Genomic DNA, 15302 nt, shown 5'->3' with positions numbered 1-15302 from the left:
AGGGCCGATATACCGCGCGCAGACGAAATACCAGTCAGAATAAGGGGCAGGGTGCATTTATGTCGCGTATGGGGCTTTATGAGCAGATTGATGCCGCTGTTGAGCAGGCTTTGGGCAGGGGCAGCGCCGCCGCGCGGGCGGGTGAGGCTGTGCCTGCCAAAGATGCGCTCCATGGTGATGTGACGCTGACGGCGGCGATGGTGCAGGCAGAGCGCTTGGAGGTTGCGCCGCGTGCGCTTGCGGCGCGGTTGGTTGAGGCTCTCGGGGCGCTTGAGGGCGTGAGCGGTGCATCTGTCGCCGGGGGCGGGTTTGTCAACGTGAAGCTGACGCAGGCTTTTGTGGCAGCGTCACTCACGCCCGAGGCGCTCGCGCCTGAGCGCGGCACGGGCTCCGTGGCTGTCTTGCAAGGGCTGCGCGCGGGGCCACGGGAGGCCATGAGCGCGGCGGCGGCGGTGCGTTTGGCGGACGCGCTTGGCCAGACAGTGGTGCAAGAGCTGTCAGCGCCTGTCGATGTGACGGCGCTTTTGCAAGGTCTTGTTGGCCCCGAGGCGCGCTTCGGGGCGGCAAGTGAGGCCGAATTTGACGGGCTGGCCGCCGAACTTGGGCAGATCACGGGCGCGCTTGAGACGGCTGCGCGCGTGTCGTTCTTTGCGCCGCGCGGGGCGGGCTTGCGCCCCGGCCTTTATGAGGCAGCCACAGAGGGCCGTGCCCTGTGCACAGGGCTGGCGGAGGCCATGATCCCTGAGGGGCTGAGCGAGAGTGAGGCCCAGCTTGCGCGGCTTTATGTGCTGTGTCACCGGGCGGACCGCGCACTTGATATGACGGCGCGCCCGTTTTTACAGCCGGATCAGAGCAACCCTGCCTTTTTGTTGCATTATGCGGCGTCGCGCTTGGCGGGCCTGAAGGCCGCTGGCCCGCTCGACTGGAGCGATGAGACACGCAGGCTGGCCTTGCATCTGGCCTATTTCCCCAAGCTTCTGGCGCTGGCGGATCGGCTGGCGGCGCCCCATCGGCTGGGGCTTTTCCTGCTGGAGGCGAGCCAGCTTCTCTTGGCCGCGCAGGCTGCGGGGCAAAAGCGTGGCGAAAAAGCCATCTGTGCCGAGGTTATTGACGCGTGCGAAGTTGTGTTTTCACGCGGTTTCGCTATTCTGGGCACAACGCCGCTTGCTGAAATCACCTGAAGAGTGTGCAAAGCGGCGAGAGCAGAGACAAGCGCAGCAGATGATTGCGCACCAAAAGATGAGGCAAACGATGGCGGAACTCCCTTATGGCGGAGCTGAGCGTGCGCGTTCTGGCACGCAGAACTTCTCAACACTGACAAATTACGCAGGCGCGGTTGTTTCGCTTGGGTTGATGGTCGGGGTTGGTGTCTGGGGATACGGTGTCTTGTCGCGTGACGTGAGCGGTGTGCCTGTGGTGCGTGCGGCCTCAAGCGAGCCGATGCGCGTGGCCCCCGAAACGCCCGGCGGCACGACAGCGGCGCATCAGGGGCTTTCGGTGAATGAAGTTATGGCACAAGGCGGTGCAGAGAAACCTGCTGACAGGCTTGTTTTGGCGCCCGCACCTGTGAACCTTTTGGACGAAGACCAGCCCTTGGCGGACACTGTTGTGCCCCAAACGCCAAGCCCCAGTGCTGCCGTTGAGACAATGCAGCCTGAGGACGCCGAGCCGCTGACCCCGCAAATGGCCTCTATTCGTGCGCTTGCCGAGCAGCTGGCCGATGGAGTTGCGCCGCTGGCCGGGCAGGCCGCACCAGAAGAGGCCCCCGAGGCGGTTATGCCTGTGGCGGTGGAAGCGCCTGTTGAGCCTGTTGCATCTATCGCGGATGTGGCGGCTGAAGCCGCGTCTGAGCCTGCTTTGGAAAGCGTTGTCATGACATCCTTGCGCCCCAAGCTGCGGCCCCAGGTGCTTCAGGCCAGCGCCAGTGCGACTGTTGCCAGTGCCGTGACTGAGGCTGTTGCGGCGGCAGTGAGTGTGCCTGCGGGAACGCGGCTCGTGCAGCTGGGTGCGTTTGACTCAGAAGAGGTTGCAGAGCGCGAATGGACGCGCCTGACCGCACGGTTTGAAGAGTATTTCGAGGGCAAAAGCTCGGTTGTGCAGCGCGCCGAGAGCGGTGGGCGCACGTTCTTCCGCTTGCGCGCAATGGGCTTTGCCGATCTGTCAGACTCGCGCCGCTTTTGTGCGGCCCTTCTGGCTGAACGGGCCGATTGTATCCCTGTGGTGAGCAAATGAGCCGTTTTGGCGCGAGCATCCTTGATGCTGACGGGGTGGAGCTAAGCCGCGAGGAGCGCGCGTTTTTTCGCGATGCAAACCCGTTTGGCTTTATTCTGTTTGCCAGAAATGTGCAGAGCGAGACGCAGCTCTACCGCCTGTGTAACCAGATGCGGGACGCCGTGGGGCGCGATGCGCCCATCACGATTGATCAGGAAGGCGGGCGCGTACAGCGCCTGCGTGCGCCGCTTTGGCGCGAATGGCTGCCCCCTTTGGAGCAGGCGACACGGGCCGGTGAGCAGGCCGCGCGCAGCTTTTATCTGCGCTTTCGCCTGATTGCAGAAGAATTGAGGCGCTGCGGGATCGATAGCAACTGCGCGCCCATGCTCGACATTGCCTTTGACGAGACCCACGATTTTCTGCGCAACCGCTGCTATGGCACTGATATTGACATGATCAGCGAGATTGGCCGCGCCGCCAGCCAAGGACTGCTTGAGGGCGGCGTGCTGCCTGTTGCAAAGCATATCCCCGGCCACGGACGGGCACAGGCCGACAGCCACTTTGAGCTGCCCAGTGTCAACATCAGCCGCGACGAGCTGATTGCGACAGATGGCGCGCCCTTTGCTGCGCTCTCAGATATCCCGATGGGCATGACGGCCCATATCCGCTACCCGCAGATTGACGACCAGCCCGCCACTCTGAGCAAAACGGTGATGGATCTGATCCGTCACGACCTTGGCTTTGACGGGCTGATCATGACGGATGATATCTCGATGAAAGCGCTTGAGGGCGATTTGGGCACGCTCAGCCGCGCGGCGCTTGCGGCGGGCTGTGATGTGATCTTGCACTGCAACGGAACGCTGAAAGAGCGCATGACAGTGGCAGATGCGGCGGGCGAGATGACCGATGAGGCCCAAAGACGCGCTGAAAACGCGCTGGAGCAGCGCAAATCACCCCAAGATATTGACATTTCGGCGCTAGACGCCGAGCTTGAAGCGCTTTTGAATGGGCGCGTGAATGCCAGCTGATTTATTTGAAGAAGATCAGAAGACCCTAAGTGTTGCGGAGCGGCTCAATGCCGAGGCGCTCATTATTGATGTCGATGGCTTTGAAGGGCCGCTTGATGTTCTGCTCATGCTGGGGCGTACCCAGAAAGTAGACCTGACCAAGATCAGCATTTTGCAGCTCGCGCGGCAGTATCTTGCCTTTGTTGAGCGCGCCAAGTCGCTGCGCATCGAGCTGGCGGCAGATTATCTTGTGATGGCGGCTTGGCTCGCCTTCCTTAAGTCGCGGCTTTTGTTGCCGCCTGACCCCTCCGAAGAGGGGCCGAGCGGCGAGGAGCTGGCCGCGCATCTCGCCTTTCAGCTGGAACGTTTGCAAGCGATGCGCGATGTGGCGGCGCGGCTGATGGCGCGCGACAGGCTGGGGCGCGACTTTTTTGCGCGCGGGGTGCCTGAGGATGTGACGCGTGTGAAGCGTGTGACCTATACGGCCACGCTGATGGATTTGATGCAGGGCTACTCACGGATGCGCACGCGCGACGAATTCCGCCCGTTTGTGATGGATCGCGATGCGCTGTTTACGCTGGAAAACGCACTCGAGCGGATGCGCGGGCTGATCGGATATGCGGGCAACTGGACCGATATTTCGAGCTATATTCCCGAGGGCTGGAACAAAGACGCGGCGCGGATACGCTCGGCCACGGCCTCGACCTTTGCGGCCTCGCTTGAGCTGGCCAAAGAGGGCCGCGTGGAGCTGCGCCAGTCGGACACATTTGCGCCCATTGAGCTGCGCCACCGAAGCGAAGGACGTGATGAAACATGAATGATGCGATAGAGCCTGTTGATACAAAAGAAGAAAGCCTCTTTGAGGCCCCCCCCATTGCCGAGCAGGAGCGGATGGTCGAGGCGATCTTGTTTGCCTCAAGCGAGACAGTCACTGTGGCCGAACTCAACGCGCGGATGCCGCACGGCAGTGATGCGGCCGAGGCGCTTGTCTATTTGCGCAAGCGCTATGAGGGGCGCGGTGTGCGGGTGGTGAAAGTGGGCGATGCCTGGGCGATGCGCACGGCACCTGACCTGTCGTTTCTGATGCAGAAAGAAACGGTCGAGACCCGCAAGCTCAGCCGCGCCGCGATCGAGACGTTGGCGATTATTGCCTATCACCAGCCGATCACGCGCGCCGAGATCGAAGAAATCCGGGGTGTGAGTGTGAGCCGTGGGACGGTTGACCAGCTGTTGGAGATGGAGTGGATCCGCTTCGGGCGGCGCAAGATGACCCCGGGACGACCTGTTACCTTTGTGGTGACACAGGACTTTCTGGACCATTTCGGGCTGGAATCGGCGCGAGATTTGCCGGGGCTCAAAGAGCTGCGCGCCTCGGGCCTGCTGGAAAGCCGCTTGCCCCCCAACCATATGCCCACGCTTGGGGCAGGTGATGAGGACTTGGCCGAGGAAGCCCTTGAAGGCCAGAGCGAGCTCTTTGAAGACTGACGCCTTATTTTTCGCACAATCGACGGCTATAGTGAGCGGGAGCAGGCAGAGGAGGCACGGATGAACGCGAACAGGTTGATCAACATGGTGCTGCGCATGATCATGCGCAAAGGCATGACTGCGGCTGCAAAACGCATGAGTGCAGGCAAAAAAGGTGGTGGCGCGGCCACCAAAAACCTCAACAAAGCGGCCCGCATGTCGCGCCGCGTGGGCCGGTTTTAACTTTTGAAATGCTTTGAGAGCTTGAGGCCTTGGCCCTGATAGTTTGAGGCGATGCCTGTGCCGTAGAGGTCGGCGGGTGTTTCGGACATGCGCTCATAGACCAAGCGGCCAACGATCTGGCCATGCTCCAGCACAAAGGGGCTTTCGTGGCAGCGCACTTCAAGCACCCCCCGCGAGCCTGAGCCGCCCGCAGGTGCGTAGCCAAAGCCCGGATCAAAGAAGCCCGCATAATGCACGCGGAACTCGCCGACCATGGCCAGATAAGGCGACATTTCAGCGGCATAATCGGGCGGGATGCAAACGGCCTCGTTGCTGACCAAGATGTAGAATGCGCCCGGATCAAGGATGATCTGGCCGGTTTTGCTGCGCACTTCTTCCCAGAAATCTTCGGGGGCGTAGTGGCCCAGTTTGTCCAGATCAATGACGCCTGTATGTGGCTTGGCACGGTAGCCGACGAGCGTGCTGTCTTTGGGGCGCAGATCGACAGAGAAGCCGAGGCCGTCATCTATCAGTGGTTCGCTGCCATCCACGAGGGGGATTGTTGCGTGCAGGCTGCGCAGGTCCGCGTCGCTCAACGTGGCTTGGCCGCTGCGAAAGCGGATCTGGTTGAGGCGCATCCCCGGGCGCACAAGCACCGAGAAGGAGCGGGGGCAAATTTCGGCGTATAGGGGCCCTCTGTAGCCTGCTGGCACGCGGTCAAACTCTTCACCACCGTCTGTGATGGTGCGCGTGAGAAGATCAAGGCGGCCTGTCGAGCTTTTGGCATTGGCGACGGCTTGAATATCGTTTGGCAGGGCAAGGCTTTCTTGCAGCTCGACCACATAGACACAGCCCTTTTCCAGAACCGCGCCTTGGGTGAGGTCGATCTGGTGCATCTCGAATTCCTGAAGGCGCTCAGCCACCGTGCGGCCTGCGCCCGCGAGGAAAGAGGCCCGCACACGCCAAGCGCGCGCTCCAAGACGCAGATCAAGGCTGGCAGGCTGGACCTGGCCCTCGGCATAGGGCGCTTGGGCAATGATCGCTCCTGCGCTGGTCAATGCGTGAAGTTGCTGGCTGGCCAAAACGCCTGTCATGCTGTGTCCTTTCGAGGGCAAACTTGCAGAGCTTTTAGCAAGCTTTTGGCAAATAGGCAGGCCAAAAATGCAACGCGCGCCCGGGAGGCGCGCGTTTTGGATTTTGAGAGGGGCTGAATTTAGAGAATGTCCGTCAGCATTGTCTTCAGGCTCGCGCTGAGCGGCGCGCTGTCGGCGCTGTCTTCATCGTCTTGGTAAGGGCCGTTGGCCTCTTCCATGCTGCGGCTCATTGGCACTGTGGGGAAGCCTAGGCCCGTATCGGTCGGCGCCGAGTAGAACAGATCGGCGGCTGCGATTTGGTCGGCTGTGCAGTAGAGCGCTTCGGCGGCCTGAAGGTCGGCAATGGTCACACCGTTTTCAACAGGGGTGCCACGCCAGAGCAGGTCATCGTCTTCATCAGGCTCAGGCTCGACAGGTTCTGGCGTCGGCTCAGGCTCGACGGGTTCTGGTGTCGGCTCAGGCTCGACAGGTTCTGGTGTTGGCTCAGGCTCGACGGGCTCTGGTGTTGGTTCCGGATCAACCGGCTCCGGCTCTGGTTCGACTAGGTCAACCTCGTCGTCGGGGTCGGTTGGGACAATCGTGCCCCCTGCGGCCTCGATGTAGCTGGTGGTTTCGACTTCGATGAAGTCCAGCACCTCGGTGAAGTTCTGCACGACCAGTGGATCTATGTTGTCAGGGATCTGAAAGTCAGCTGGCGCGGGCTCGCCATTGGTGGCTTGATAGGTGATCAGGCTTGCGAGAAAATAGGTTGTCTCTGTGCCATGAGGCGCGCTGTCAACGAAGAGATCTGTTGTTGCAATCTCGCTGAGCGGCCCGTCTTCGGCCAAAAGGCCCGAAAGCACGGGGGCCACGGGGATGAGCGTTATCTCGGCTTCGGGGAAGCTTGTGTTCAGCTCGGTGACATAGTCGACATACCAGTCGTGGTAGCTCTCTTGGTTGTGCGCATAGTAGCGCTCCATGGTGCTGTCACTGGGCGGAAAGGCCTCGGAGAACTCGGCCAGATCGGCCCAGCCTTCATAAACAAAAATCTGCGCATCAGGTTGCAAGGGCAGAACATTGGCAAGCAGTGTTTCGGTGGCATCCAGCGGGCTGACCGTATCGCCCGGATAGTCTGTATCGGGGCTGGTTTGTTGGATGAAATTGCCAGGTGTTATGATGATTTGTGTGAAATCAATGTCCTGGAAACTGGCTGTGTCACTGTCCCAGTCGGCGCTGACGCCGTTGAAGCCCCATTCGTTGCTGGGGGTGTCACGGTCGGCGAACTGGCGCAAAAAGCCGAAGCCGCCGTTGACAGAGTAGGTGCCACCCGAGGCGAGGGTCAGCTCGCTGAGCCAATAGGGGACATTGGTCTCCGCGCCGCCTTCTGAATAGTTGACGAGAGAATTGCCGAAAAAGAACTGATTTGTTTCGATGGGCACAACTGGCTACTCCAAAGCGCGCTCGTAATGTGGCGCGATACTCGTGACAAAATACCGATGCCCGAATCTCTCGAGCACTTAAACTTGATTTAATACATAATGTTTCCGTTGTCTTAAGCAACGGTTCACCATGATCTCTTTGAGCGGAAACAGTCTGTTTTCAAAAGGGCTGGTAACGGTCGTTTCTGTCAGGGGAGGTAATGGTCGGGCTAGCAGGACTCGAACCTGCGACCTTCCGTCCCCCAGACGGACGCGCTACCAGGCTGCGCTATAGCCCGACTAAGGCAGCTTCATAGAGGAATTGCGCGCGAGGGCAAGGGCAAATCTGCGCGCGGTTGGCACCAAAGCAACGGCTGTGGATGGCCTAGGCCGACAGCGCTCTGAGCGCGCTTTGCGCCGCGATGAGACCCTGCCGCATTTCGGGCGGTATTTCGGTTGTGAGCGCGGCCAGATTGCTCAGGATACCTGCAGGCACATCAAGCTCGCTATCGCTCGGGTCGTCAGGCACATCGACGGTGAAAGAAACGGGGGCCGAGGCTTCACCTGAGGGGCGCAGAAACGCGGGCAACTCTGAGGGCTTTGTGCTCACAGGCTCGTCTTCAGGTGTGGTTGGGGTGTCCTGAGACGGTGCGGCTGTGGCGGGCGCGGGGGTGTCGTCTTCCAACTCAAACGCCAGCTCAGGCTCTTGCTCGGGCGCCGGCGTGCGGTGTGCAAAAGAAATAACGTCAGCGGCCGCATCCGGGGCTTCAGCCTCAATAAACGGTGCATCGGGCACGGTTTTGGGTGTTTGATCGATGCCAAGAATGGTGTCGGTGTCATCAAGCGCGCTGTCGCCGTCAAGTGGCTGCGAGAGCTTGGCAACTTCTTTGACACCCTTGTCGCGCAGCACTTTCTGGGCGCCTTTGATGGTCATGCCATCATCATGCAGGAGCTGTTTGATTCCGCCAAGCAGCAGCATATCGGCAGGGCGGTAATAGCGCCGTCCGCCTGCGCGCTTTACAGGTTTGATCTGGGTGAATTTACTCTCCCAGAAGCGCAGCACGTGGCTGGGCAGCTCAAGCCATTCGGCAACTTCACTGATGGTTCGAAAGGCGTCGGCTGATTTTGCCATGCTTTAGAGCGCTCCTAGCGTTTGTTGCCTGCGGCGACTCTGTCTTTCATCAGGTGAGACGGTCGGAAGGTCAACACGCGGCGCGGGTTGATCGGAACCTCCTCGCCGGTTTTGGGGTTGCGACCCACGCGGGCTGTCTTTTGGCGCACCGAGAATGTGCCGAAAGACGAGATCTTGACCTGCTCGCCTGACACCAGCGCATCAGAGACGTGCTGGAGTACGGTTTCGACCAAATCAGCGCTGTCGTTGCGCGACAAGCCGACTTCGCGAAATACAGCTTCGCTCAGGTCCATACGTGTGAGTGTTTTTTCAGTCATACTATCCCCCATGGCGGTACGTTGGCAGACCACCTTTGAGGCAGAATAGGCCTGAGACAGATTCCGAGTCAATATCAATGACTTGCAGAGCGGTTTTTCAGTGGCCGATAGGTCCGCTTACCAACGGATGACAACCGCGCCCCAAGCCAGGCCGCCGCCAATGGCTTCGGTGAGAACCAGATCGCCAGCCTTGATCTTGCCCGAAGCCGCACCCACCGAAAGCGCGAGCGGGATAGAGGCGGCGGACGTGTTGCCGTGATCCTGCACTGTCAGCACAACGCGCTCCATTGGCACGTCGAGTTTTTTGGCGGTGCCCTGGATAATGCGGATATTGGCCTGATGCGGGACAATCCAGTCGACATCTGCGTGCGCAAGGCCGGCTTTGCCAAGGGCCGTCTCGGCTGTCGAGGCCAGCTTTTCAACAGCTTGGCGGAAAAGCGCATTGCCTTGCATCCGCAGCTTGCCGGATGTGCCTGTGCTCGAGACGCCGCCATCAACAAACAGCATCTCTTTGTAGCGTCCGTCAGAATTAAGGTCGCTGGCAAGAATTCCTCGATCTTGGGTCGTGCCGTTGCTGTCCTGGCCCTCAAGAATGAGCGCACCTGCGCCATCTCCAAAGAGCACGCAGGTGCCACGGTCTGTCCAGTCCATGATGCGGCTGAAGGTTTCGGCTCCGATCACCAAAACCCGCTTGGCCTGACCCGAAAGGATCAGCCCGTTGGCTGTGGACAACGCAAAGACAAAGCCCGCGCAGACGGCCTGAACATCAAAGCCGAAGCCGCGCTCCATACCGATTTTCTGCTGAACCATGGTCGCAACAGAGGGAAATGTCAGGTCGGGCGTAGAAGTGGCCACGACGATTGCGTCCAGATCATTGGCCTCAAGGCCTGCATTTTTGAGCGCGGCTTTGGCGGCCTCGCTTGCGAGGTCTGATGTGTGTTGGTCATCGGCTGCAAAGTGGCGGCGCTCGATGCCTGACCGTGTGCGAATCCACTCGTCGCTTGTTTCAAGCGAGGCTTCAAACTCGGCATTCTCCACAACGCGTTCGGGCAGGTAGTGACCATATCCGACGACAACGGCCCGTTGGGGGGCTGTAGGCTGGGTCATTTGGAGGCCTCATCTGTTGTTTCGTCGCCGTGGTCTTGGCCAGATTCGCCTGCCAGCATGGTGGCAGCCGAGATGCGCGCGGCGAGTTTTTCATTAAAGCCTGACTGAGCGAGCTGGCTGGCCAGCTTGATTGCGGCGGCAACGCCTGTGGCATCCGCGGAGCCGTGTGACTTTACCACAGTGCCGTTGAGGCCCAAGAAAACACCCCCGTTGACCTGGCGCGGGTCAATACGACGGCCAAGACGTTTGAGGGATGTATAGGCAAGCAGGGCTGCAAGACGGGACAGTGGAGTGTAGTTGAAGGCTTCGCGCAGCAGATCCCGGATGAGGCTCGCGGTGCCTTCTCCTGTCTTGAGAGCGATATTGCCGGTGAAGCCGTCAGTGACGATGACATCACATGTCTTGCCCGGCAGGTCGCTGCCCTCGACAAAGCCGACATAGTCAAAGCGCGCGGCGTCGGCGTTTTCGGCGATAAGTTCGTTGGCGGCCTGAATTTCGGCGCGGCCCTTGAACTCTTCGGTGCCGACATTGAGCAGGCCCACGCGGGGGCGCTCAAGGTTGAGGCCGTTGCGCGCATAAGATGCGCCCATCAGAGCATATTGTAACAGGTCGCGCTCGTCAGCGCGGATATCGGCCCCCGCATCCAGCATGACATTAAAGCCCTGCGGGTTGCGCGAGGGCCAAAGCACGCCAATAGCTGGGCGGTAGACACCCGGTATCTTGCGCAAGCGGATGACAGAGAGCGCCATAAGCGCCCCCGTGTTGCCGCAAGACACACAAACCGTGGCTTCGCCTTTGCGCACGCTTTCCAGCGCAGACCACATAGACGTGGACTTGCCAGTGCGCATGACTTGCGCAGGCTTGTCGTTCATTTCGACAACATCTTCGGCATCCACGATTGTGCACCTGCCACGCAAGCTTTTCTTGCGCGCCACAAGGGGCTCAAGCTCGCTTTTGCGACCGTGCAACAAAAAGAACGTCGACTTGTTTTCTTTGGCAGAACGGGAACAGCCAGCGACGACTGCCGCTGGCCCTTTGTCACTGCCCATCGCATCAACCGAAATGACAATACGTTCCGCCTGCGGTGTTTCGAGTGCAGGCGATGTCGTTACTGTCTGGCTCATGTGTTAAGCCTCGGCTTACGCCGCGTCTTCGTCGATCTCGACTTCGTCCGCCATCGCGATCACTTCGCGCTCGGCGTAGTGGCCACAATCAGGGCACACGTGGTGTGGTCGCTTGAGTTCGCCACAGTTCGGGCACTCATTTGGGTTTGCAGCCGTAAGGCTATCGTGGGCGCGGCGGTTGTTGCGGCGCGATTTGGAGACTTTGTTCTGTTGGACAGCCATGTCACAACCTCAATTATCTAGGGGCAAAAGAGCCCAGTTTCAGAAGGGCGAAGCCCTGCGTTTCGGGTTCAGACTGCTCATATGCAAAAGCGCTGAGAGTGTCCAACCCTAAATTGGTCAGAGCGCGCGAAAATAGCGGGAAAGCTATAAGTTGCAAGTCGGAATTTCGGATTAATCCTCGGGCGTTTGCAGCTTGGCCTTCAAGGCAGCAAGGCCTGCGAAGGGCTTTGTGTCTTTATCTGTGAGGGCTTCCTTGCCCTCTTCGGTAAACACAGCTTCTTCAAGTTCGGCGCCTTCGGCACGCGGATAAGGCGGCAGCGCGAGCGCGAGGGCCTCGCGAAACACATCTACAAGCTCAATGGTGTTGCCCAAGGCTTCAACGCGCTCGTCATCGGGCATTTCGACCTCGGCATCTTCCTCAAGATCCCCGAAGTCGGGCAGGGCGCGCACGAACAGCCGCTCTACAGTGTCATCAATGCGCGTTGTGACAGGGGCCAGCGTGATGACACAGGCTTGTTGGACTGTCGCGCCAAAGCGGGCCTTGAGCAGCCAGTCGTCAGAGCCATCTGGGGTTAGCGTGCCTTTAAGGCTCGGTTTCTTCAGCGCCAGAAGATCAAGCTCGCCTGCGAGGCTGGCGCGCATCTCGTCGGTAAAGGGGAGCGTGAAGCTGTATGTTTGATTGGCGGAGAGGCGCGAAACAGGTATCACTGAGATGTCTTGAAAGTCTTCGGCCACTGCACGGCTCCTTGAATTGGGGGCTTTTCCTTAGTAATCGGGATAAGAGGCTGAGACGGCCGACACAAGAGGGCACACATGAAACCTATCATCACCACTGTTCGACAGAGATTGGCATTTGTGCTGCTTGGGCTTGTTTTCATGACGCTTAGCGGCTGTGCGGCCACATACCGTGACCACGGATATGTCCCGACAGAGGGGGAAGTGGCCGAGATTGTGGTGGGTGTTGATTCCCGTGAGAGCGTGGCTGACACCGTTGGTGTGCCGTCTACGGCGGGTATTCTGGATGACAGTGGCTACTACTATGTAAAAAGCCGCGTGCGCCATTTCGGGGCGCTGCGGCCCAAGGAAATAGAGCGCGAGGTGCTTGCGATCAGCTTCACAGAGGCGGGTCTTGTGCAGAATATCGAGCGTTTTTCGCTTCAGGATGGCAAGGCTGTGATGCTGTCGCGCCGTGTGACCGAATCAAGTGTGTCTGACAACACGTTCCTGCGTCAGTTGATTGGCAGCATTGGCCGCATCAGCCCCGGTGCGTTTAACTAGGCGTTTCCCTTGCGCCCGTGCCCTCTATGCTGGGGCCAGACACGCAGAGTATTTGTGAAACGGGTTGGGTATGAAATCCTTTAACAAAGGGTCTTATCATGTGCGCATAGCTTCCAGTGAGGCGGATGTGCGCCGCGCACAGGCGCTGCGGCATCTGGCCTTTTATGGCCGAACGGGCCGCGACTGTGACGCCTTTGACGAGAGAGCACATCATATCCTTATAGAAACGGGCGCAGGGCAGGTGGTGGGCTGTTTTCGCCTCATGGATATCGCCGATGAGGCCCAGATTCTGGCGAGCTATTCGGCGCAGTTTTACGGGCTTGAGCCGCTGAGAGCCCAAGCGGGGCCTCTGCTGGAGCTTGGGCGCTTTTGCATTGCACCCGGGGTGCGAGACCCTGACGTTGTGCGCGTGGCGTGGGCTGCTCTGACGCGCTATGTCGATGAAAAGGCGATCAAAACGCTCTTTGGCTGTGCGTCTTTTGCGGGTGTTGAGCCTGCTGCCCATGCGGACAGTATGGCACTTCTGAAAGCCCGATACCTTGGCCCCGAGGCGCTGCGCCCGCACATCAAGGCGCAGGCTGTCTACCGGTTTGACGAGGGAGCGGAGCAAGCCGACTTCAGGCGCGGGCTGGCGCAGATGCCGGGCCTGTTGCGCAGTTATATTGCGATGGGGGGCTGGGTCAGTGACCATGCGGTGATTGACCATGATATGAACCGCTTGCATGTGTTTACAGCGCTGGATGTGGCGCGCATGCCTGAGGGGCGAAAACGGCTTTTGCGCGTCTCTGCGGCGTGAGAGCGCTTGACGGCGCGCGCGCGTGCAGATAGCGCTCAGCCTATGGCACGCGCACCCCTTTTACAGCTCAACGATGTCTCACTGACATTTGGTGGAAACCCCGTTTTTGATGGCCTTTCGGCCACCGTTCAGGCGGGCGACAGAGTCGCGCTTGTCGGGCGTAACGGCTCGGGCAAGTCAACGCTCATGAAAGTCATGGCGGGGCTTGTCGAAACGGACAAAGGCGACGTTGTGGCAGGGCCGGGTGTTAAGGTCGGCTATATGGAGCAAGAGCCTGATATGACAGGCTTTATGACGCTGGGCGACTATGCATCAAGCGGGCTTGAGCCGGGTGAGCTTTACCGTGTGGAGCGGGCTGGCGAGGGCCTCAAATTTGACCCCGAGCGCCTTGTGGAGACAGCTTCGGGCGGCGAGAAGCGCCGCGCGGCGCTGGCCAAGCTTATGGCCGAAGCGCCCGAGCTTATGCTGCTGGACGAGCCGACAAACCACCTTGATATCGAGGCGATCCGCTGGCTTGAAAGCGAGCTGAAAGCCACCCGAACAGCCTTTGTTCTGATCAGCCACGACCGCGCATTTCTGCGTGAGCTTACGCGCGCAACCCTTTGGATTGACAGAGGAAAAGTGCGCAGAAACGAGCAGGGCTTCGAGCATTTCGAAGCTTGGCGCGACAAGCTTTGGGACGAAGAAGACCAAGCCCGCCACAAGCTTGACCGCAAGATCAAAGCCGAGGCCCGCTGGGCCGTAGAGGGCATCAGCGCGCGCCGCAAGCGCAACCAGGGCCGTGTGCGCGCTTTGGCCGAGCTGCGCGATGAGCGCGCGAGCCAGATTAACCGTCAGGGCACGGCCGGTATGGCGTTTGCGTCGGGGCCGGTTTCGGGCAAAAAGGTCATTGAAGCGGTGGGCGTGTCCAAGCGCTATGGTGACAAGCAAATCCTAACAGATTTTGACATCACCGTGCAGCGCGGCGACCGTATTGCGTTTGTCGGGCCGAACGGTGTTGGCAAGACAACGGCGATTAAGCTCTTGATGAAACAGGAAGATCCTGATTCGGGCACAGTCAAACTGGGCACCAATCTGGAAGCGGCGGTCTTTGATCAGGCGCGCGCCCAGCTTGACCCCGAGATGAGCCTTTGGGACAGTCTGACAGGCGACCCTGACATGCGCGTTTCGGGCAAGGCCGACCAGATCATGGTGCGCGGTATGCCCCGCCATGTTGTTGGATACCTTAAAGAATTTCTCTTTGAAGAGGGTCAGGCCCGGGGGCCTGTCAAGGCGCTGTCGGGCGGTGAGAAGGCGCGGCTTTTGCTGGCCAAACTCATGGCACGCGAGAGCAACCTTTTGGTGCTCGACGAGCCGACCAATGATCTGGACGTGGAATCGCTCGATCTGTTGCAGGAAATTCTCGATGACTATGACGGCACGGTGCTGCTTGTCAGCCACGACCGTGACTTTCTGGACCGTGTCGCAAACCTGACCGTGGCGATGGAAGGCGATGGCAAGGCAACTGTCTATGCCGGCGGCTGGAGTGATTATCAGGCGCAGCGCCCCACGAGTGACGACTGGGATAAGCAAGACAATTCAAGAGCTTCCAAGGTCAAAGCCAAGAAAGAAAAGGCCAAGGCAAAGCCCAAGATGAGCTTTACCGAAGAGCACCGCCTGAAAGAGCTGCCCAGCGTGATGGCGCGGATTGAAGCGGAGATTGGCAAGCTCGAGGAGCTGCTGGCACAGCCCGATCTTTTCACCAAAGAGCCTGTAAAGTTCAAGAAAGCCACCGAAGCGCTGGTGGCGCGTCAGACGCTTCTGGCCGCCTCGGAAGAGGAGTGGTTAATGCTTGAAGAAAAGGCCGAACGGGCGGGTTAGGCTTTGGCCGCCCCCCTGAAAACCGGGGGGTGACATGCGTGCACAAAGCGTGCACCCCCTGTGCACCGCCT

The 15302-nt window shown here is 59.7% G+C and carries 17 protein-coding genes and 1 tRNA gene; 9 read left to right on the top strand and 9 right to left on the bottom strand.

From position 1 onward, the window contains the following. Positions 1-59: 59 nt before the first annotated feature. From ACTG3X_RS10440 to ACTG3X_RS10415, 6 genes are all read left to right on the top strand, one after another. On the top strand, positions 60-1181 hold the full coding sequence (locus ACTG3X_RS10440; RefSeq protein WP_439111209.1) for a hypothetical protein: 1122 nt from the start codon (positions 60-62) through the stop codon (positions 1179-1181). A 70-nt stretch (positions 1182-1251) separates the two neighbouring features. After that, positions 1252-2232 carry an SPOR domain-containing protein gene (locus ACTG3X_RS10435; protein ID WP_439111208.1) on the top strand — a complete coding sequence of 327 codons (981 nt, stop codon included), beginning with the start codon at positions 1252-1254 and terminating at the stop codon, positions 2230-2232. Next, positions 2229-3239, top strand: a complete 1011-nt coding sequence (gene nagZ / locus ACTG3X_RS10430) for a beta-N-acetylhexosaminidase (RefSeq protein WP_439111207.1) — start codon at positions 2229-2231, stop codon at positions 3237-3239. The genes ACTG3X_RS10435 and nagZ overlap by 4 nt, the downstream gene beginning before the upstream one ends. Then, a complete protein-coding gene (locus ACTG3X_RS10425; protein ID WP_439111206.1) occupies positions 3229-4035 on the top strand; it encodes a segregation and condensation protein A in 807 nt (268 codons plus the stop codon). Before nagZ ends, ACTG3X_RS10425 begins: the two co-directional genes overlap by 11 nt. Then, a complete protein-coding gene (gene scpB / locus ACTG3X_RS10420) occupies positions 4032-4703 on the top strand; it encodes an SMC-Scp complex subunit ScpB (RefSeq protein ID WP_439111205.1) in 672 nt (223 codons plus the stop codon). The genes ACTG3X_RS10425 and scpB overlap by 4 nt, the downstream gene beginning before the upstream one ends. Positions 4704-4763: 60 nt before the next feature. Continuing rightward, complete coding sequence (locus ACTG3X_RS10415) at positions 4764-4925, top strand: hypothetical protein (RefSeq protein WP_439111204.1); 162 nt, start codon at positions 4764-4766, stop codon at positions 4923-4925. Here ACTG3X_RS10415 and ACTG3X_RS10410 read toward each other — a convergent pair. The 9 genes from ACTG3X_RS10410 to ACTG3X_RS10370 form a co-directional block, all read right to left on the bottom strand. Further along, the gene (locus ACTG3X_RS10410; RefSeq protein WP_439111203.1) at positions 4922-5998 is read right to left on the bottom strand and encodes a 2'-deoxycytidine 5'-triphosphate deaminase; all 1077 of its coding nucleotides are present in this window, start codon (positions 5996-5998) and stop codon (positions 4922-4924) included. The two genes, ACTG3X_RS10415 and ACTG3X_RS10410, sit on opposite strands and share 4 nt — an antisense overlap. A 119-nt stretch (positions 5999-6117) precedes the next feature. Continuing rightward, the gene (locus ACTG3X_RS10405; protein ID WP_439111202.1) at positions 6118-7416 is read right to left on the bottom strand and encodes a hypothetical protein; all 1299 of its coding nucleotides are present in this window, start codon (positions 7414-7416) and stop codon (positions 6118-6120) included. A gap of 201 nt (positions 7417-7617) precedes the next feature. Beyond that, a tRNA-Pro gene (locus ACTG3X_RS10400) sits at positions 7618-7694 on the bottom strand. Positions 7695-7780: 86 nt separating this feature from the next. Beyond that, complete coding sequence (locus ACTG3X_RS10395; RefSeq protein WP_439111201.1) at positions 7781-8527, bottom strand: MerR family transcriptional regulator; 747 nt, start codon at positions 8525-8527, stop codon at positions 7781-7783. A gap of 14 nt (positions 8528-8541) precedes the next feature. Next, positions 8542-8844: an integration host factor subunit alpha gene (gene ihfA, locus ACTG3X_RS10390; protein WP_439111200.1), complete on the bottom strand. Its 303-nt coding sequence runs from the start codon at positions 8842-8844 to the stop codon at positions 8542-8544. 117 nt (positions 8845-8961) lie between these two features. Next, a complete protein-coding gene (locus tag ACTG3X_RS10385) occupies positions 8962-9951 on the bottom strand; it encodes a beta-ketoacyl-ACP synthase III (protein WP_439111199.1) in 990 nt (329 codons plus the stop codon). Continuing rightward, entirely contained in the window at positions 9948-11075 is a 1128-nt protein-coding gene (gene plsX, locus ACTG3X_RS10380) for a phosphate acyltransferase PlsX (protein ID WP_439111198.1), read from the bottom strand. The genes ACTG3X_RS10385 and plsX overlap by 4 nt, the downstream gene beginning before the upstream one ends. Before the next feature lie 15 nt (positions 11076-11090). After that, positions 11091-11297 carry a 50S ribosomal protein L32 gene (gene rpmF, locus ACTG3X_RS10375; protein WP_439111197.1) on the bottom strand — a complete coding sequence of 69 codons (207 nt, stop codon included), beginning with the start codon at positions 11295-11297 and terminating at the stop codon, positions 11091-11093. Between the two features lie 171 nt (positions 11298-11468). After that, positions 11469-12032: a YceD family protein gene (locus ACTG3X_RS10370; RefSeq protein ID WP_439111196.1), complete on the bottom strand. Its 564-nt coding sequence runs from the start codon at positions 12030-12032 to the stop codon at positions 11469-11471. A 78-nt stretch (positions 12033-12110) separates the two neighbouring features. Between ACTG3X_RS10370 and ACTG3X_RS10365 the strand changes: the two genes are divergently transcribed. From ACTG3X_RS10365 to ACTG3X_RS10355, 3 genes are all read left to right on the top strand, one after another. Next, the gene (locus ACTG3X_RS10365) at positions 12111-12575 is read left to right on the top strand and encodes an outer membrane protein assembly factor BamE (protein WP_439111195.1); all 465 of its coding nucleotides are present in this window, start codon (positions 12111-12113) and stop codon (positions 12573-12575) included. Between the two features lie 70 nt (positions 12576-12645). Then, entirely contained in the window at positions 12646-13371 is a 726-nt protein-coding gene (locus ACTG3X_RS10360) for a GNAT family N-acetyltransferase (RefSeq protein WP_439111194.1), read from the top strand. A 42-nt stretch (positions 13372-13413) separates the two neighbouring features. Next, entirely contained in the window at positions 13414-15231 is a 1818-nt protein-coding gene (locus ACTG3X_RS10355) for an ABC-F family ATP-binding cassette domain-containing protein (RefSeq protein ID WP_439111193.1), read from the top strand. Positions 15232-15302 lie beyond the last annotated feature (71 nt).

Source organism: Lentibacter sp., from assembly GCF_965658795.1.
Lineage (GTDB): Bacteria > Pseudomonadota > Alphaproteobacteria > Rhodobacterales > Rhodobacteraceae > Lentibacter.
The sequence above is the reverse complement of the archived record's forward strand: the minus strand, read 5'-3'. Positions and strand labels throughout refer to the sequence as shown.